Origin of the sequence: uncultured Idiomarina sp. (assembly GCF_964010655.1) — a bacterium.
GTDB lineage: Bacteria > Pseudomonadota > Gammaproteobacteria > Enterobacterales > Alteromonadaceae > Idiomarina > Idiomarina baltica.
The window spans coordinates 1-17823 of sequence record NZ_CAXGLS010000014.1 but is presented as its reverse complement, the minus strand read 5'-3'; the positions used below and the strand labels follow the sequence as shown (position 1 = coordinate 17823).

At 47.0% G+C, this 17823-nt stretch carries 18 protein-coding genes and 3 tRNA genes; 5 read left to right on the top strand and 16 right to left on the bottom strand.

Translation table 11 applies throughout. The features are described 5' to 3' along the window. Positions 1–9: 9 nt before the first annotated feature. Positions 10–654 (bottom strand): cytochrome b/b6 domain-containing protein, encoded by a 645-nt coding sequence (locus tag ABNS04_RS05410; RefSeq protein WP_006956620.1) that lies wholly within the window; start codon positions 652–654, stop codon positions 10–12. Positions 655–742: 88 nt separating this feature from the next. On the opposite strand from ABNS04_RS05410, the gene ABNS04_RS05405 reads away from it, so the two are divergent. Then, on the top strand, positions 743–1108 hold the full coding sequence (locus ABNS04_RS05405) for a response regulator (protein ID WP_006956619.1): 366 nt from the start codon (positions 743–745) through the stop codon (positions 1106–1108). Here the strand turns inward: ABNS04_RS05405 and tyrA are convergent. The 7 genes from tyrA to ffh all read right to left on the bottom strand — a co-directional run bounded on the left by tyrA (position 1098) and on the right by ffh (position 6410). Then, positions 1098–2246, bottom strand: a complete 1149-nt coding sequence (gene tyrA, locus ABNS04_RS05400) for a bifunctional chorismate mutase/prephenate dehydrogenase (protein ID WP_006956618.1) — start codon at positions 2244–2246, stop codon at positions 1098–1100. The genes ABNS04_RS05405 and tyrA overlap by 11 nt on opposite strands. A gap of 21 nt (positions 2247–2267) precedes the next feature. Then, entirely contained in the window at positions 2268–2867 is a 600-nt protein-coding gene (locus tag ABNS04_RS05395) for a DNA-J related domain-containing protein (protein ID WP_006956617.1), read from the bottom strand. Between the two features lie 72 nt (positions 2868–2939). Continuing rightward, a complete protein-coding gene (gene rplS / locus ABNS04_RS05390) occupies positions 2940–3296 on the bottom strand; it encodes a 50S ribosomal protein L19 (protein ID WP_006956616.1) in 357 nt (118 codons plus the stop codon). A gap of 31 nt (positions 3297–3327) precedes the next feature. Beyond that, the gene (trmD, locus tag ABNS04_RS05385; RefSeq protein ID WP_272977658.1) at positions 3328–4074 is read right to left on the bottom strand and encodes a tRNA (guanosine(37)-N1)-methyltransferase TrmD; all 747 of its coding nucleotides are present in this window, start codon (positions 4072–4074) and stop codon (positions 3328–3330) included. An 8-nt stretch (positions 4075–4082) separates the two neighbouring features. Continuing rightward, entirely contained in the window at positions 4083–4628 is a 546-nt protein-coding gene (gene rimM / locus ABNS04_RS05380; RefSeq protein WP_272977659.1) for a ribosome maturation factor RimM, read from the bottom strand. A gap of 26 nt (positions 4629–4654) precedes the next feature. Continuing rightward, entirely contained in the window at positions 4655–4903 is a 249-nt protein-coding gene (rpsP, locus tag ABNS04_RS05375) for a 30S ribosomal protein S16 (RefSeq protein WP_006956612.1), read from the bottom strand. A 142-nt stretch (positions 4904–5045) separates the two neighbouring features. Then, on the bottom strand, positions 5046–6410 hold the full coding sequence (gene ffh / locus ABNS04_RS05370) for a signal recognition particle protein (protein ID WP_006956611.1): 1365 nt from the start codon (positions 6408–6410) through the stop codon (positions 5046–5048). Positions 6411–6567: 157 nt separating this feature from the next. On the opposite strand from ffh, the gene ccsA reads away from it, so the two are divergent. After that, on the top strand, positions 6568–7365 hold the full coding sequence (gene ccsA, locus ABNS04_RS05365; RefSeq protein WP_006956610.1) for a cytochrome c biogenesis protein CcsA: 798 nt from the start codon (positions 6568–6570) through the stop codon (positions 7363–7365). A gap of 69 nt (positions 7366–7434) precedes the next feature. Further along, positions 7435–8733, top strand: coding sequence for a CNNM domain-containing protein (locus ABNS04_RS05360; protein ID WP_040488136.1), 1299 nt, complete (start codon positions 7435–7437; stop codon positions 8731–8733). A gap of 23 nt (positions 8734–8756) precedes the next feature. Here the strand turns inward: ABNS04_RS05360 and ABNS04_RS05355 are convergent, their stop codons facing one another. Together ABNS04_RS05355 and gshA are read right to left on the bottom strand one after the other, a co-directional pair. Next, positions 8757–9392 (bottom strand): hypothetical protein, encoded by a 636-nt coding sequence (locus ABNS04_RS05355; protein WP_006956606.1) that lies wholly within the window; start codon positions 9390–9392, stop codon positions 8757–8759. Positions 9393–9520: 128 nt separating this feature from the next. After that, the gene (gene gshA / locus ABNS04_RS05350; protein ID WP_272977949.1) at positions 9521–11128 is read right to left on the bottom strand and encodes a glutamate--cysteine ligase; all 1608 of its coding nucleotides are present in this window, start codon (positions 11126–11128) and stop codon (positions 9521–9523) included. Between the two features lie 155 nt (positions 11129–11283). Here gshA and ABNS04_RS05345 point away from each other — a divergent pair, with 155 nt between their 5' ends. Further along, positions 11284–13890, top strand: a complete 2607-nt coding sequence (locus tag ABNS04_RS05345) for a response regulator (protein ID WP_006956602.1) — start codon at positions 11284–11286, stop codon at positions 13888–13890. Next, positions 13887–14069 (top strand): hypothetical protein, encoded by a 183-nt coding sequence (locus ABNS04_RS05340; protein WP_006956601.1) that lies wholly within the window; start codon positions 13887–13889, stop codon positions 14067–14069. Before ABNS04_RS05345 ends, ABNS04_RS05340 begins: the two co-directional genes overlap by 4 nt. Positions 14070–14088: 19 nt before the next feature. Here ABNS04_RS05340 and ABNS04_RS05335 read toward each other — a convergent pair whose 3' ends face one another. From ABNS04_RS05335 to ABNS04_RS05310, 6 genes are all read right to left on the bottom strand, one after another. Further along, positions 14089–15216 carry a sodium ion-translocating decarboxylase subunit beta gene (locus tag ABNS04_RS05335; protein WP_006956596.1) on the bottom strand — a complete coding sequence of 376 codons (1128 nt, stop codon included), beginning with the start codon at positions 15214–15216 and terminating at the stop codon, positions 14089–14091. Between the two features lie 3 nt (positions 15217–15219). Then, the gene (gene oadA / locus ABNS04_RS05330) at positions 15220–17022 is read right to left on the bottom strand and encodes a sodium-extruding oxaloacetate decarboxylase subunit alpha (protein ID WP_006956595.1); all 1803 of its coding nucleotides are present in this window, start codon (positions 17020–17022) and stop codon (positions 15220–15222) included. Positions 17023–17046: 24 nt separating this feature from the next. After that, entirely contained in the window at positions 17047–17292 is a 246-nt protein-coding gene (locus ABNS04_RS05325) for an OadG family transporter subunit (protein ID WP_006956593.1), read from the bottom strand. Positions 17293–17517: 225 nt separating this feature from the next. Continuing rightward, positions 17518–17594, bottom strand: a tRNA-Arg gene (locus ABNS04_RS05320). A 29-nt stretch (positions 17595–17623) separates the two neighbouring features. Further along, a tRNA-Arg gene (locus ABNS04_RS05315) sits at positions 17624–17700 on the bottom strand. A gap of 29 nt (positions 17701–17729) precedes the next feature. Beyond that, a tRNA-Ser gene (locus ABNS04_RS05310) sits at positions 17730–17822 on the bottom strand. Position 17823 lies beyond the last annotated feature (1 nt).

Genomic DNA, 17823 nt, shown 5'->3' with positions numbered 1-17823 from the left:
GTGATGCTGTTAAAGCAGCATCACCAATATAAACCAAACCGCAAGCGCGATTACCAAGCCTTGCCAACCCGATTTTAGTCTCGGCACTTGACTAGCCGTGTATCGATACCCGGTAATCATGGCTGCCAGCAGCCGGTAGCCGAGTATGCGATAAAGTAAAATCGCCAAAATATGTAATGCTACCAACCCCAAAATGACGTTAAATTGCGTTTTATGCCAGTCGGTCAAAAAGTCCGCTACATCAGGCGATACCCAGTCATTGAGTGGACCGGAAAACAGTATTCCATCAGTCGCAAAAAGTCCGGTGCCTATTTGAATCATCAATATCAGCAACAATAGTAAAACCGAATAAGCGCCTGCTGGGCTATGTGTATTGCCTGACTCATAGCGTTTGCTAAATAGCGCACCTAAATGACTCAGAACCCGTTTGGGTGAGGTGACAAACGCGCTAAAACGAACGTTTTCACTACCGAAAAAACCCCAACCAACACGGGTGATTAATAGAGCTGCAAGGGCAATCGCAATATCCTGATGCAGATCCATTCGTCCTTCTTCACCGGTCCACCACAGCCCAGCAACGGCCGCGACCATTAACCAATGATAAATACGGATGAAACTATCCCAGATTTTTATGCGCTGAAACTTCTCGTTCACAGATTATCTCCTGACTAGGCAAATCTTACGTTCAGTGCTAGGGTAAAACGAAATGCTCAAGAACGGTAGTATCATAAGGACGTATATCATGAATATCTTAATTGCTGATGATGACTTTATCAGCACGGAAGTATTAAAGGCGATGCTGGCACAGTATGCGGGAACACTATATCACGCCGAGAATGGTGCTCAGGCTTTGCAAGTGGCGCAACAAAACACGATTGATATTTTCTTTATCGACTACGAAATGCCGGACATGAATGGCGATGAAGTCGCGCGACGTCTACGCGCAGAACCTCACTACACCGAAACACCGATTATTGCCATCACCAGTCATCAAAGTGCGACTGAAATGGAAGCCTGCCGAGATGCAGGAATGGACGCAACACTGCATAAACCTGCTTCTCCAGACGCACTTGCCGAACTGATGAGTCAATATCAAGTTAGCCGGTAGCCGCCCCTCTAAAGCGCTGGTCATCCGATAACTGGACGAGCGCTTCACTTTCTTGCAGAAACTGTTCTGCAAACTCGCCAAAATACCCATTCACTTGTTGAAATGTTTCGACGAAGTTCGCTTTGTCACCCCGCTCTAACACATCCAAAGTATGTTGAAAACGCGCTAAATAACGTTTGATAACATCGAATTGTTCAGGATGGGACTGAATGATATCAGCATACAAATCGGCATTTTGGGCAAAGAGACGTCCAACCATCATTAATTCCATCCGATAAATCGGCGAACTTAATTGTAAAAGCTGCGCTATGTCCGCCTGTTCTTCGGCCATATGTGCACCGTACACAAAGGTGCTCAAATGCCGCATCACTTGAATCCAGCCCATACTCGAATCATGTGCCTGAGAGTCAACCCACTCTACATGTGCACCCCAATTAGTGAATTGCGCGATAAGCCACTGGTACGCTTCCGCTTTACGTCCCTCACATGCAACCACAAGCTGTTTAGCGAGGTTAGGTACTGAGGGACCAAACATCGGATGCAGTCCTACGACAGGACCTTCATGTTGCGCTAACATCTGCTGCAGAGGTTGATGCTTAATACTGGTTAAATCAGCTAAGACACAGTCATCGGGTAACTTAGGAAGTTCGCTGATAACCTGTGCTGTGATATTAACCGGCACAGCGATAACAACCAGTTGGGGGTGATGCTCGGTAATATCACTCAATGCATCACCTTTATCAATCACTTTGACCGTGTAACCGGTTTGTTTAAACAAACGACAAAACAGCGTGCCTAGACGACCACGTCCACCGACAATAACGACTCGTCGTTCCAAATCAGACGAGGTAGGTGTCGCTTGCGCGGTTTGTGTACGATAGGACTCACGAATAATACGGCGCAATACATCCTCGATTAGATCGGGGCTGAGTTCCATCTGCTCAGCTTGCTGACGCCGCGCAGAAATCATCTGCTGTTCACGTTCAGGAACATAGAGCGGTGCTTGAAGGTGCCGTTTCACATCACCCACTTGTTTAGTTAACTCAGAGCGTTGCTTGATTAACTCAATCAATTGGGAGTCGGTGTTATCAATCGCTTGACGCAATTGTTCTAGTTGCTGCTTAGCATCGTTATTCATGCGCGTTTCTCACTTCCCCGGCTACGACTTTATAATACGCTGGTATGCGACCTGTATTGCTTGCATCTCGCTCACTGATCCCCCTTTATCGGGATGGCATTGATGTACCCGCTTGCGATACTGGCGTTTGACTTCGCTCATATCCGAAGTGGGCGCTAGCTCAAGCTGTTGCCAGGCTTCATCAAGTGCCATACTTTGACGCTTAGGCGTCGAACCAGTCATACGAGACCAAAAATCATTTAATAGTTGTTCCACATCCTGTTGTGTTGTTTCAGTAAAGTTGGACCAATCTAAGTAATAGTCCGCTAGCGGATCGTTTGCTTTCAAAGAAGTCATGCCGCCGGCTTTATCTAAGTTCGTCGAGCTTGGCCTTGCTTGTATTTCGAGCGTGTGAATCTCGAGAGCCGTATGTCCGAACCATTCTTGGCGAATCAAATACAGGCAATGAAACAGAATAAAGTGCGTTTCGAATAGTGCCTGAGTATCTGACAGTGCTTGACCGTCAAAAATAACGTAAGGCTCGGCTTTGAGCGCTTGGATTAACTCGTACTCGGTCCAACGTGACTGTTTATTAAGCAGTTCTTCTAACGCTGCTTTTAGTATTTGAATCGATGCTTGCATGGAACCAGTCTAGCACAAACAAAAAAAAGCCCGGCAACTGAATTGCCGGGCTTTTTCTGCATCGAATGCTGCTTACAGCTTCTCGCGGATACGTGCAGACTTGCCCGAACGCTCGCGTAGATAGTAAAGCTTCGCACGACGTACTGCACCACGACGCTTAACAGTGATGCTGTCGACCAGTGGGCTGTGCGTTTGGAAAGTACGCTCTACGCCTTCACCGCTAGATACTTTACGAACGGTGAATGCAGAGTGCAAACCACGGTTACGAACACGGATAACAACGCCTTCAAACGCCTGAAGACGCTCACGGTTACCCTCAACTACTTTTACATTTACACTAACCGTATCGCCTGGAGCGAATGCCGGTAAATCTTTCTTCATTTGCTCTTCTTCAAGAGCCTTAATGATGTTCTGGCTTACTTTTGCCATGGTATATCTCCTTTCCTAGATAAACTGTACGTTAGTCTTCGGACTCTTGTTGTTGAATAAACTCATTCAGCAACTGTTCCTGCTCGTCAGTCAGAGCTAGGCGATTAATTAACTCTTTGCGTTGCAACCAGGTTTTACCCAGAGCTTGTTGCAAGCGCCACTGTCGAATTTTTTCGTGGTTCCCGCTCAAAAGAACAGTCGGAACCTGCTGACCATTATAAGTCTCGGGCCGCGTGTAATGTGGGCAATCCAGTAACCCATTGGCGAACGAATCTTCGGCTGCCGAATCTTGGTGACCGAGGACACCAGGTACCATTCGAGCCACCGCATCGATAAGCACCATTGCTGGTAACTCACCGCCACTGAGAACGTAATCACCTATTGACCATTCTGCATCGACATATTGGTCAATCACACGCTGATCAATGCCTTCATAACGACCAGCGATCAGTATCATGCGATCATTTTGCGCTAATTGCGTCACGCCACCATGATCAAGTGTTTGCCCTTGCGGTGATAAGTAGATAACCGGTGTATCTTCACCCAACGCGGCTTTAGCTGCATTAATCGCATCGACTAAAGGTTTCACCATCATTAACATTCCGGGACCACCGCCGTATGGGCGATCATCAACCGTGCGATGTTTATCATGAGTAAAATCGCGAGGGTTCCATACCGAAACCGTTAGCAAATCTTCCTTGATAGCCCGACGTGTCACACCATGTTCAGTGATCGCCGAAAACATATCTGGAAACAAACTAATGACACCAATGTGCATTGTTTGCCTCAAAAATCTGCGGGCCAGTCCACCTGAATTTGCTGCTTCTCGTTGTCCACGTCCAGTACATACTGGCTTTGCACAAACGGAATCAGTCGCTCAGACTTTCCAAACGCATCATTTGAGTTTGCCGTCACGACCAATACATCATTGGCTGCGGTCGGCATGATTTGCTCTACTACACCCATATCGTAGCCTTGCTTATTTACCACACGTAATCCGATAAGGTCACGCCAGTAAAATTCGTCATCAGCTAACTCAGGCAATTTCTCTGCGTTAATGCAAATGCTCAAACCGGTTTTTGTCGCTGCTAATTCGCGGTCGTTGATGCCTTCTAACTGAGCAATAAGCCCATTGTTATGACGACGCCACTGAACCACATTAACGACTTCTTCCGTCGTTTGGCGAGCTGCATTCCCCTGCAGAGTCCAAGGGGTATAATCAAAGATATCTTCAGGGTTCTCTGTAAATGACTGAATTTTCAACCATCCTTTGACACCGTAGACGGCACCGATGTGGCCGACGACTAATGCGTCTGATGTTTGTTTCGTCATTACTTCGCTCCCTACTGCCTAGTTAATTACGCCGCTGCGCGCGCGTCTTTAACCAAACGTGCAACACGCTCAGAAAGCGATGCACCTTGAGATACCCAGTGTTCGATACGATCTAAGTCAACACGAAGGCGCTCTTCTTGACCACGAGCTACCGGGTTAAAGAAGCCTACGTTCTCGATGAAACGACCGTCGCGAGCGTTGCGACTGTCTGCGACTACCATTTGGTAGAAGGGGCGTTTTTTAGCGCCACCACGTTGTAAACGAATGGTTACCATTGCGTTCCTCAATTTTTCTGTGTAAATGTAAAACGTAATTGCTATAAACAGCAAAGCCCTCCGATAGGTTCGGAAGGCTCGGCAATTCTACTGATTTTTACAACAAATGCAAGCTTATCGGGCGATAAAGGCGAGGTTGGGATTAACGGCCTCCAAACATCCCAGGCGGTAGTTTGCCGCCCATGCCACGCATCATTTTTTGCATGCCACCACCTTTCATCTTCTTCATCATTTTTTGCATTTGCTGAAATTGTTTCAACAGCTTGTTGACGTCTTGCACTTGGGTGCCAGAACCCGCCGCAATTCGACGCTTGCGCGATCCCTTGATGACGTCTGGATGTTGACGCTCTTTAGGTGTCATCGAGTTAATGATGGCTTCCATGCGTAGGGTCATTTTGTCATCCATTTGCCCCTTGATTTGGTCGGTCATTTTGCCCATACCGGGCATTTTTGACATCAACCCCATCATTCCGCCCATTTCACGCATCTGAGCTAACTGATCACGAAAGTCTTCCAGCGAAAACTGACCCTTCTTCATAACCTTGCGAGCAACCTTTTCGGCTTTCTCGCGGTCAACTTTTTGCTCGACCTCTTCCACCAGCGACAAGATGTCGCCCATACCAAGAATACGCGACGCTACACGGTCTGGGTGGAACGGTTCAAGGGCATCGGTCTTTTCGCCAACACCTAAAAACTTGATGGGCTTACCCGTTATATGACGAATCGATAACGCAGCACCACCCCGCGCATCACCGTCGGTTTTGGTCAAGATAACCCCGGTCAATGGCAGTGCTTCGTTAAATGCTTTCGCCGTATTCGCAGCGTCTTGACCTGTCATTGAGTCAACAACGAAGAGTGTCTCAACCGGCTTGATCTCGGTGTGCAGGTGTTGAATTTCCTGCATCATATCTTCGTCGATCGTTAAGCGACCGGCAGTATCCACGAGCACCACATCAACAAACTGCTTTTTAGCTTCCGCAATCGCGCCTTGAGCAATTTCAACCGGGCTCTGTGCTGTTGTCGATGGGAAAAACGATACATCCACTTGTTCGGCCAAGGTCTCGAGCTGTTTAATCGCCGCCGGACGATAGATGTCCGCACTGACCACCATGACTTTTTTCTTCTGGCGCTCTTTAAGGTATTTTGCCAACTTACCAACTGATGTTGTTTTACCCGCACCTTGCAAACCCGCCATCAAAATCACCGCAGGCGGTTGCGTGCTTAAATCAAGCGGTACGTTAGCTTCGCCCATCGCGGCTTCAAGCTCTGATTGGACGATTTTAACAAACACTTGGCCTGGCGTTAGGCTCTTGTTGACCTCGGTGCCTACCGCACGCTCTTTTACTTTGCCAATAAATTCCTTCACGACAGGCAAGGCAACGTCAGCCTCAAGTAACGCCATACGCACTTCGCGCAACGTTGACTTGATATTGTCTTCTGTCAGACGACCTTTGCCGCCAATGCTTCGCAACGTCTGGGTGAGACGTTCGCTTAAATTCTCAAACATAACCGCGATCTCTTCTGTTGTCGCAAAACGAGCTAATTTATATTATGGGGATAGTATATCTGAAAACCAACAAAGTTTCGCCCTTAGAGCGCTTGGGTTTAATTAATCAAGGGCGTATACTCATTCGTACTTTAGTTAAACTAGGGAAGCAACCGCAGTGCTTATTTCCGCATTACTCAGTGCGACACTCGTGCTTTATGTCGCCAGTGCGCTATTTATGCTGCAACAGGTTTTCAGACCACGTTCTCCGCTCACTATCGTTAGTTGGGTATCAGCTATTTTGGCATTAATCTGCCATGGCGGCTTAATTTACATGCGCTTAGCCAGCGATGAATTCGATCACCTAAACGTATCTTCTAGTTTATCGATTGTTGCTTGGCTGATTGCGTTGTTGTCGCTGTTCCGTGTCAAACAATCCAATAGTTTGTTACTTAAACCCGTTATCTATTTGTTTGCGGCCCTTTCAGCCCTGTTGCTCGTACTAACACCAGCGGATCTTGGCGCTTATATTGGTTTTGGGCATGGACTGGTTATTCACATTGTCCTTTCATTAGTCGCGTATGGGGTACTCGCCCTAGCCACGTTGTACGCGATTCAAGCCAGCTATATTAACTATTTACTTAAAACCAAAAAAACCAGTGGCCTGTTTAAACAGCTTCCACCGTTAATGAATATCGAACGCTATTTCTTTAGGTTGCTGTCCGCGGGAACTCTATTATTGATTCTCGCAATTGCATCAGGCTTTGCTTTTCTAGACGATATGTTCGCACAAAACCAAGCCCATAAAACGATTCTTGCGATGGCTGCAGCGCTCGTTTATATCGTAACTTATGTGGCGCATAAGGCGACAGGATTACGAGGCAAACCAGTGATGGTATTAAGTATTTTAGGAACAGTCCTACTTACATTAGGGTATTTTGGCAGTCGCTTTGTCAAAGATATCATTCTCAGTTAAGTCTAAGCTTGACTTAATGGCTGAAAACACTAAATTGTCAGATTCGCAACGACTAAGAGGGTAGTAAGTTTGGACGATATATCGACGAGTATGTTACTCGTAATACTCGTAGTTCTCATCGCTCTTTCTGCATATTTTTCCGGCTCGGAAACGGGCATGATGTCGATCAACCGCTATCGGTTAAGGCATCTGGTGCAAAACAATCATCATGGCGCACGTCGAGTGCAGTTCCTGCTGGAGCGCCCTGACCGGTTAATCGGCCTGATCCTGATTGGTAATAACTTGGTGAATATCGCGGCTTCCTCCATTGCCACTATTTTATGTATTCGTTGGTTTGGGGATGCAGGTATTGTCATCGCAACGCTTGCACTTACGCTGATCATATTAATTTTTGCGGAAGTGACACCAAAAACTATTGCAGCTTTACATCCTGAACGAATCGCATTCCCCAGCTCTCTGATTTTGCGACCGCTACTTATTGGCATGTATCCTTTCGTGACCAGTGTAAACTTTATTACCAACACATTTATGCGAATATTAGGCGTTGACCCTAAACGCGCACAAGTTGGTGATGCACTCAACTCCGAGGAGCTTCGTGCGGTGGTGAACGAGGCAGGAAACATGATTCCAGCATCTCACCAAGAGATGCTTTTGAGCATCTTAGACTTGGAAAAGGTAACCGTCGAAGATGTCATGATTCCACGCAACGAAATCGTTGGTATTGACATCAACGATGACTGGTCTCGGATCATTAAGAAAATCGAGCATGCGCAACACACCCGAGTACTGCTATACCGCAACGATATCGATGATGCCGTGGGATTTTTACACGCACGCGATGTCATGCGTCTCATGACCAAAAACCAATTTGAAGCCGATAAAGCGACACTCGTTCGTGCAGCACGGGATATTTACTTTATTCCCGAAGGCACACCGCTTAACGTACAGCTACTTAAGTTTCAGCACCGCAAAGAACGTATTGGCTTGGTCGTTGACGAGTATGGCGATATTCAAGGACTCGTTACTCTCGAAGATATTCTGGAAGAGATTGTCGGTGACTTTACCACATCGATGGCACCGCAACCGAGCGAAACAGCCGTTGCCCAGCCTGACGGTAGCTATCTAGTTGAGGGAGCTGCGAACCTTCGTGAGCTTAACAAAGAAATGAATTGGCACTTTCCTACGGATGGCCCGAAAACGCTCAGTGGATTGGTGATAGAACAGTTCGGAGACATTCCCCATGCACGACTGAGTCTACGACTAGGCGGTTACCCGGTGGAACTCATTGAAGTCGGTGACACGATGATTAAACAAGTGCGCGTTTTACCTCAGCACTTTAAAGAACCTAGTTCGGCCAGCGGTGAATAATGCCGCTGGCTAGTATGTGACGCTTACCAGTCAAAAAACAAGTTATACAGCCAACCATGTTTCAGATCGTCCTCACAGGTTTTGAGTTGCGTAGCGTATCGCAGTGAACGACTTTTCACTTGTTTTGATACTTTCACGAGCCAAGGCTTACTGAGGTAGGTTTTACGAGCATATCCCCCCCACCCCTCGTGGTAATTCAAATACTGCGCATAAGCATCCCACTTCGACACGCCGTTGATTTCATAGCTCTTATAGATAAACCATCCCATAAAATCGACTGCATCCTCAAAGTCGCTTCTGCTCGCCCAACCGTTTCCCGTTTCGCGTTGGTAATCTTCCCACGTCATATCCTTGGCTTGCGAGTAACCATATGCCGAGCTCACCCGACCCCAGGGTATAAAGCCAAGAAAATAGTACCGCGGTGGCACAGCATCATGTTTAAAGGAGCTTTCTTGGTACATCATCGCCATGGGAACATGGATGGGCACTCCCCAACGTTCGCGGGCATCAGCGGCCGCGTGATACCAGTCGTTGTGCTCCTCAAAAATATCACAGATGTTTTCAGGTGACTGAGGCGGGGGTGTCGCGCAACCTGTTAACGCAGCCGTTAAGACGACAGAGGCTATCAATGAGCTACGTTGATAAAATTTTTTTTGCATGATTTTGAACTTTTTAATGACACACGTATCAGAGTAAACGTTATGTTGTGTTCACCCCTGAACTGTTTGGCGCAGCGGCTTTCCGTTGCGCCTTTTTCTATTATGCATTACTAAGACTCAGTAGTTCACTAACGCCCTGAACACTTCGCTTTTTCGAAATAGTCACGCAAGAACGTATCAAAATCAACTACATTATCCGACGCTTTACGCTCCGCAAACTTTTTCTCCGAGCTTTGCTTCCATTGTAAAAAGTCGTTTTTAGTAAAAAATTCATACGAGGCTTCACTGAACATCCGCTTATATTTAAGCGCTAGCTCTTTTCCAAGTCGACTTGCGTCCCAATTGTTGCTACGCAATATCTCCAGTACTTGCCCCGACAAAGTAAGCTCAGGATTCAGGACACAGGGATATAGCGACTCGATAGCTTCAACATACCCAGACTCAGAGTGCGGAGACAAATCCATCGTACGCGCTAAAGCAGCAAGTTCGGCAAAGAGTTCTTCAAGCCAATCAGTCATCAGGCGATCATGCCCATTTTGCCTCAAACTCAGCGATGGATTACGTCCTTGCATCACTACTTTGTTAAAGTTCTGGTCTGTTTCTTGTTGGGCATCCCAATCCATTGGCGCGCTTTCTGACAGCAGACAGTAGAGCAGCAACAGATCCAAGAATTTTATTTGTTGCGCGGTAATACCCACTTCACTAAATGGGTTTACATCCAATGCGCGAACTTCAATATACTCGACCCCACCGCGCTCAAGTGCTTGTGTCGGCGTTTCACCACCTTTTGCCGTGCGCTTTGGTCGAATAGGCGAGTAAAACTCATTTTCAATTTGCAAAATATTACTGTTCAACTGACGGTACTCACCCGCCTCTTTAACACCAATGGATTTAAAGTTTTGCGATGGTGTTGTAATAGCACGACGTAAGCCTGCAACATACTCGTCTAAGTTGTTGTAGGTGATTTTTAAACTGGCTTGCTCTTTATTGGTGTAACCCAGATCACTCATGCGCAGCGAAGTGCCGTAAGGCAAATAGCAGGTACCTTTACCCAGTTTAGCGAAGTCCCATTCGGTTAACTTACTCTCTGTTTGGGTCTGTGTAAAAAAGGACTCGCAGAGTGCCGGTGAAGCACCGAACAAAAATGGGATAACCCACGATAAACGTTTATAGTTTCGAATCAATGCAAAGTACTTTTCCGAACGAAATGCGGCGTTATCTTCAATCTGTTCATCTTTAGCGATTGCTGTCCACAATGCTTCTGGCACAGAGAAGTTAAAATGCACGCCAGAAATAATCTGCATGGTTGCACCGTAGCGGTGGGTCAAGCCCACGCGGTATAAAGACTTCATCCGTCCAGAATGTGAATCGCCAAATTTGGCAACCCTAATATCTTTATCCGAGCCAACATAACACGGCATACTCAACGGCCACAGCAACTCATCACCGAGCGACTGAAAGGTATGAGTATGAATGTCCTTAAGTTGCGACAAAGTCGTGCGAATAGATTCAGCAACGGGTGTGATAAACTCCAATAGATTTTCTGAGTAATCCGTCGTAATGGTGTCGTGCGTGAGCGTTTTACCGAGTGCTTCTGGATGATCCGTGGGTGCCAGCGTACCATTTTCTAATACGCGTAAAGCTTCACGCTCGATGCCACGATGAATACCTTCCCAAATAGCAGATGAGTGGTTTTCTGTGAGCTCGGTGATTTTTCGTTCGAATTGAGTTTGCAAAAGGGACTCCGATACTACCTTTTTTGACGCATGCGGTTAGCTTACTTAGATTTACTTCACACGTCCATGATTGGCTTAATAAACTTGGCGTTAAGGCGATGTCATGGCACACTTAACAAGCACCTTTTTATTTCACAGCGTTTGGCAAGTGGCGAATGACAACATTCTGGACACGGTTTCAAATAGGCTTTATTGCCTTTCAACTCATTAGCATCATTAGCTATCTGATTTTACCCGCACCGTTTAGTGATTACGTATTACTGACTTCGGTTGTTGTTGGATTAATAGCTGGCACCGTCATCTACACTTGGACGCGTCAGACATCGCTGACATCACCGCTGCGCCAACCCTTTCTAACTGCAAGTTCACAACAACTTTTGCAACAGGTGTTTAACGATCTACCAACGCGTGTCTATTGGCGCAATAGCGATTTAGAGTTTCTTGGTGGTAATGATGCTTTTCTGCGCGATATTCAATGCAGCACTGAAGCGCTTGAAGGTAAGCGTGATGACCAATTAGCATGGTTGGCGAAAAACCCCATACTGCAGGAGCGTGACCGTCTCACGCTCGAGCACGGCCTAGCGTCATGCAATGCGGAAATTGAATTGAATTTAGCAAATAACACACGCTATATAGAGCACTCCAGCGTCCCTCTCTATGACGACCAAAAAAATGTCATCGGCATCATCGGTAGTTACTACGATATTTCGTCAATTAAGTCGGTTGCAGAGCAAATGGAGCAAGCGAAGGAGTCAGCAGAGCAAGCGAATGTTGCCAAAGGCGAGTTTCTTGCCAACATGAGCCATGAAATTAGAACGCCCATTAACGCCATTGTAGGCATGGCCAACCTTTGCCTAAAAACGCAGTTATCAGAAAAGCAAAAGCGCTATATAAAAGTAATCGACTCATCGTCGCAAGCGCTGCTTGGTGTGATCAACGATATTTTAGATTTCTCAAAAATTGACGCAGGCAAGCTCAGTATCGAACGTATTCCTTTTGATCTACAAGACGTTCTGACCTCTTTAGCGGACATGTTTGCCTACAAAGCATATGACAAGGATCTTGAGTTTATCATCAACCTACCCGCCAATATTCCGACCCGACTATTTGGCGACCCTTTGCGCTTGAATCAGGTATTAGTCAATTTAGTTAGCAACGCTATTAAATTCACCGAAGATGGCGAGATCAATGTTGCCGTTACGTTGCTCGATAAAAATACCGATAAAGTCTGGTTACGCATATCCGTTACCGATACAGGTATTGGGATGGACGAAGAACAACGCGCAAACCTGTTTAAAGCGTTCACGCAAGCGGACTCCTCAACGACGCGCAAATACGGTGGTACGGGGCTGGGTTTAGCGATTTCACGCCGGTTAATCCAACTCATGGGTGGCGATATTGGCGTTACTAGCGGTGTAGGTCAAGGCTCCACCTTTTATATTGAGTTAACCTTGCCGATGCAACCTGAGCAAGACGACTCACACCACCAATACTTGATCCAAAAGTTACGTGGCAAGCGAGTACTCGCCATTGATGACAACCTAAGCACGCGTGAAATGATTCAAGAAATGCTGCGCAGCTACCAAGTCGATGTCCGTGTTTGCAGAACAGCCGAACAGGCGCTCGATATTCTACGCGAAGATCTAGAACCCTACGATGTACTATTGGTGGATTGGCGTCTGCCAGGAATGGACGGTCTATCGTTGTGCCAACGTGTGTATCAATCACTCGCTAGCGAGGCGCCTAAGATGATTCTGGCGACCGGATATTATGCTGAAGAGATGAGTGAGCAGGCAGCCGCAGCTGGAATATCCGATATTCTCTCGAAGCCTTTTACAGCAACCACACTCGGTCATAGTCTCGCCACCACGTTATATAAACGAGACGATAGCATATCATCAAAAGACGCTCCGGCGACCAACCTACCCGATGCGATTCAAGGCGCCCCTATCCTACTGGTTGAGGATAATGAGATTAACCAGCAGGTGGCGCTTGAGCTACTGAAAAGCCAAGGTTTTAAAGTTGATATCGCCGAACATGGACAGGCAGCATTAGACGCCATCGAACAAAAACAGTACGCATTGGTGTTAATGGATATTCAGATGCCGGTCATGGATGGCCTTACTGCCGCCAAAAAAATACGCTCTTACTATGACTACAAACAGCTCCCGATCCTCGCGATGACAGCTAACGCCATGAGTGGTGACGAAGAGCGTTCACTCTCTGCGGGCATGCAAGGGCACATTGCTAAGCCGATCGATGAAAAGCAATTAATTAAGGCAATTATTAAGTGGTGTGTGCCCGGTCATTATGAAGATGAGCCGACACAACCAGCCGATTTAGAAGAAGCATCAGAACACGCCCAAGCAGATGAAAAGCGAATTCGTTATCCGCAGGTAAAAGGTATTCAGTTCGAACAAGCACTTGCTCGATTACAGCACAATGTTCCCTTATACCTTCGTCTTGTTGAGCAATTGTTTAATGAGTATCAGAACAGCGCCATGAAAGTGTCTGATTTCATTACACGCGGACAACATGAAAGCGCTCGTCGCTATTTTCACTCGCTAAAAGGTGCTGCCGCCAACTTAGGATTAGAAGCGTTGCAGACGCGAGCTGCGGACCTAGAAAAGCATATGGCAGCGGGTAATATAGATAAAGTTGCCGACACTATTACTGGGTTAGAAAAATCATTAAACCATGCGCACCAAGCAGCCAATGATCTAGCGGCGATTTATCAACATCAACAACAGGAGCAATCATGATTCGCTTTATGTTCATCATTCCGCTTGTTTTGAGTTTGCTTTGGTTGGTTTACTTAAAGGCTCACGGTTGGACTTTAAAACAAGGACAGAAAGGATTCATTTATATTGTCGTTGTTAGCGCAGTGATTGCAGTGTTTTACACAGTCATGATGTGGCTTACGGGTCGAGGTAACCTGTAAGCCACATCAATCTCAGGCGTTAGACCAATGCAAGTAAAATACCCGCCGCAACAGCAGAGCCTAACACGCCTGCGACATTAGGTCCCATCGCGTGCATCAGCAGAAAGTTACTTTGGTTTGAGTCTAATCCAACTTTATTGACAACGCGGGCAGCCATTGGAACCGCCGACACCCCTGCAGCCCCAATTAATGGGTTGATGGGCTCTTTACTGAATTTCCCCATCAGTTTTGCCATTAAAATGCCGCTGGCGGTACCTATCGCAAATGCAATTGCACCAAGTATTAGAATGCCTAATGTTTGGAAGCTCAAGAACTGTTCGGCTTGCAACTTCGATCCAACTGCTAAGCCCAAGAAAATCGTCACAATGTTGATGAGATCGTTCTGCGTGGTCTTTGTTAAACGTTCAACGACGCCCGACTCTCGCATCAGATTACCTAAACAGAACATGCCGACCAACGGTGTTGCACTTGGCAATAATAATAACGTCAATAAAATAACGGCCAAAGGGAAGAAAATCTTCTCGCGACGTCCGACCGGCCGTAGTTGCTTCATCTTAATCTGTCGTTCGGATTCTGATGTGAGTAAACGCATGATCGGCGGTTGTATAATAGGCACTAGTGCCATATATGAATACGCCGCAACAGCAATGGCTCCGAGTAAGTCGGGCGCGAGTCGTGATGCCAAGAAAATAGCTGTCGGTCCATCGGCGCCACCGATAATGGATATTGCCGCAGCATCGGCCATCGAAAATTCAATGCCAGGCACAAAGTTTAGTGCAATCGCACCGAACAAAGTTGCAAAGATACCAAACTGCGCAGCACCACCCAGTAGCATCATTTTTGGATTAGCAAGCAGTGGACCAAAGTCGGTCAAAGCCCCCACCCCCATGAAGATAATGAGCGGGAACATGCCGGTATCAATACCTACTTTGTAGACGTAGTAAAGTACGCCCCCCGCCTCGGTAAAACCAGCAAGAGGGATATTGGCTAATATCGCACCAAAGCCGATAGGCAATAACAGCAGCGGCTCAAACTTTTTAGCAATGGCCAAGAACAGCAGGATACCGCCGACGATAATCATCGCAGTTTGCCCTACGGTAATCGCTGATAATCCGGTGGTTTGCCATAACAACGTAAGCTTATCCATGGATTACCCCAGCGTTACCAATTCATCGTCGACCGACACGGCATCGCCTTCCTTAACATGGACACTGCTGACAGTACCACCCTGCTCGGCTTTGATGTCGGTTTCCATTTTCATCGCTTCCATGACGATAAGCACATCACCCGCACTGACCTCATCGCCCTCACTGACATTGACCTTGAAGATATTACCGGCCAAAGGCGCAGCGACAGTCGTACCTTCTCCCGTCGGAGCGTTGTCATCGGAGCTGGATTGCGGCGCAGGTTGAACAGCTTCAAGCTCACCTGCAGCACTGACCGATACTTGGTAAGTCTTGCCATTGACCGCTACATCATAATGCTCGGTACCGCCCTGCGCTGGGCTGCTGGCACTTGCGCTCGAAGCACTCTGCTTGGGCTTTTCAGCGGCTTTAGGTTCATCCGCGGATGGCGCAGGTTCAAACGCATCGGGATTATCACGGTTCTGTAAAAACTTCAGACCGATTTGCGGAAATAAAGCATAGGTCAGCACGTCATCGACGACGTTATCTGCCAGCCGAATACCATCTGCTTTCGCTTTTTCATTCAGCTCTTGAGTCAGCTTTTCGAGCTCATCATCAATTTGATCGGCAGGACGGCAAGTAATCGCCTCGCCGCCTTCAAGCACACGTTGTTGCAACTCCTTGTTGACTGGTGCGGCAGTGGCTCCGTATTCGCCTTTTAATACCGCCGCAGTCTCCTTTGATATATTGGCATAACGCTCTTTACCTAGCACATTGAGCACCGCTTGCGTACCGACAATTTGCGAAGTGGGCGTAACCAATGGGATGAAGCCCAGATCCTCGCGTACTTTCGGGATCTCTTCTAATACTTGATCAAACTTATCCAGCGCGTTCTGCTCTTTAAGTTGGTTTTCCATATTCGTGAGCATACCGCCAGGTACTTGCGCCAATAAGATACGCGCGTCGACTCCTTTTAGAGAGCCTTCAAATTGAGCATATTTTTTCCGCACATCACGGAAATAACTGGCTATGTCCTCAAGCTCAGTAAGTGATAAACCGGTATCTCGATCAGAGCCTTCCGTCATCGCCACCAGCGTTTCTGTCGGCGAGTGCCCGTAGGTCATACTCATCGGCGATATAGCCGTATCCAGCATATCAATACCGGCATCAATGGATTTTTGGTAAGTCGCGACACTAAGACCGGTTGTCGCATGACACTGCATTGCGATTGGTAAATTGGTCTTTTCTTTTAACGCTGACACCAGTTCGAATGCATCATTGGGACGCAATAGACCTGCCATATCTTTGATACATAACGAATCACAGCCAAGGTCTTCGAGTTCCTGTGCCATCTCCACCCATTTTTCCAACGTGTGCACCGGTGACACCGTGTAAGACATGGTTCCTTGTGCATGGCCATCCACGTCTTTTGCCGCTTTAATTGCAGTCTTCAAATTCCGCACGTCGTTCATTGCATCAAAAATACGGAACACGTCGACACCGTTTTCGCGCGCGCGCTCTACGAAGCGACGCACGACATCATCAGCGTAATGGCGATAACCCAAGAGATTCTGACCACGCAATAACATCTGCTGGCGGGTATTGGGCATCGCTTCTTTAAGTTTTCGAATGCGTTCCCAAGGATCTTCACCTAAATAACGAATACACGCGTCGAACGTGGCACCGCCCCACGACTCTACCGACCAAAATCCAATCTTATCGATTTTGTCAGCGATAGGTAGCATATCCTCGAGCCGGAGCCGCGTAGCTAATAACGACTGATGGGCGTCTCTAAATACAAGCTCTGTTAACTTAAGGGGCTTGCTCATATGGAATTCTCCTCGTTATTCGCGTTATTTTTTGCGTTGGGTACGGTAGGCGTGAACGGCTGCAGAGATGGCTGCCACAGTATCATCAGAAGGTTGGTTGCCTGCTTTAGATTGCTTACGTGCGCTTCGCGGCGTCGGTTCATGGGTTGCACCTTTAGGCAGGTATTTTGCCATCATCGACATGCAAAAAATTAACAGCAATAAAAAGGCGATAACGGATGTCATCCCTACAGCCATAATTTCCGCAGCATTTATAAATAACTCAGACACGACTACTCCTTGCGGATTTCCGTACAATTGTTATAAAAATATTAAATACTATGCTAACAGGCTTAGCAAGCGGATAAAGGGGCATATACTGACTATTCAGAATATAAATGAGTGGAAATATAAAATTATTATTTATAAATCAATAGGATAAAGGATAAGAAATAAAAATCAGCAAATCGACTAGCGGATAACTTAATTAGCGGGATTACATGAAATACTTAGAGATGGCGCGCTCGGGAGGACTCGAACCTCCAACCGCCTGGTTCGTAGCCAGGTACTCTATCCAGTTGAGCTACGAGCGCGTATAATGCAGTGTTTGGTTATTGAAATATGGCGCGCTCGGGAGGACTCGAACCTCCAACCGCCTGGTTCGTAGCCAGGTACTCTATCCAGTTGAGCTACGAGCGCAAACATTATTTCAATCAACGTTAAGTATATGGCGGAGAGGGAGGGATTCGAACCCTCGATAGGGCTACAAACCCTATACTCCCTTAGCAGGGGAGCGCCTTCAGCCACTCGGCCACCTCTCCC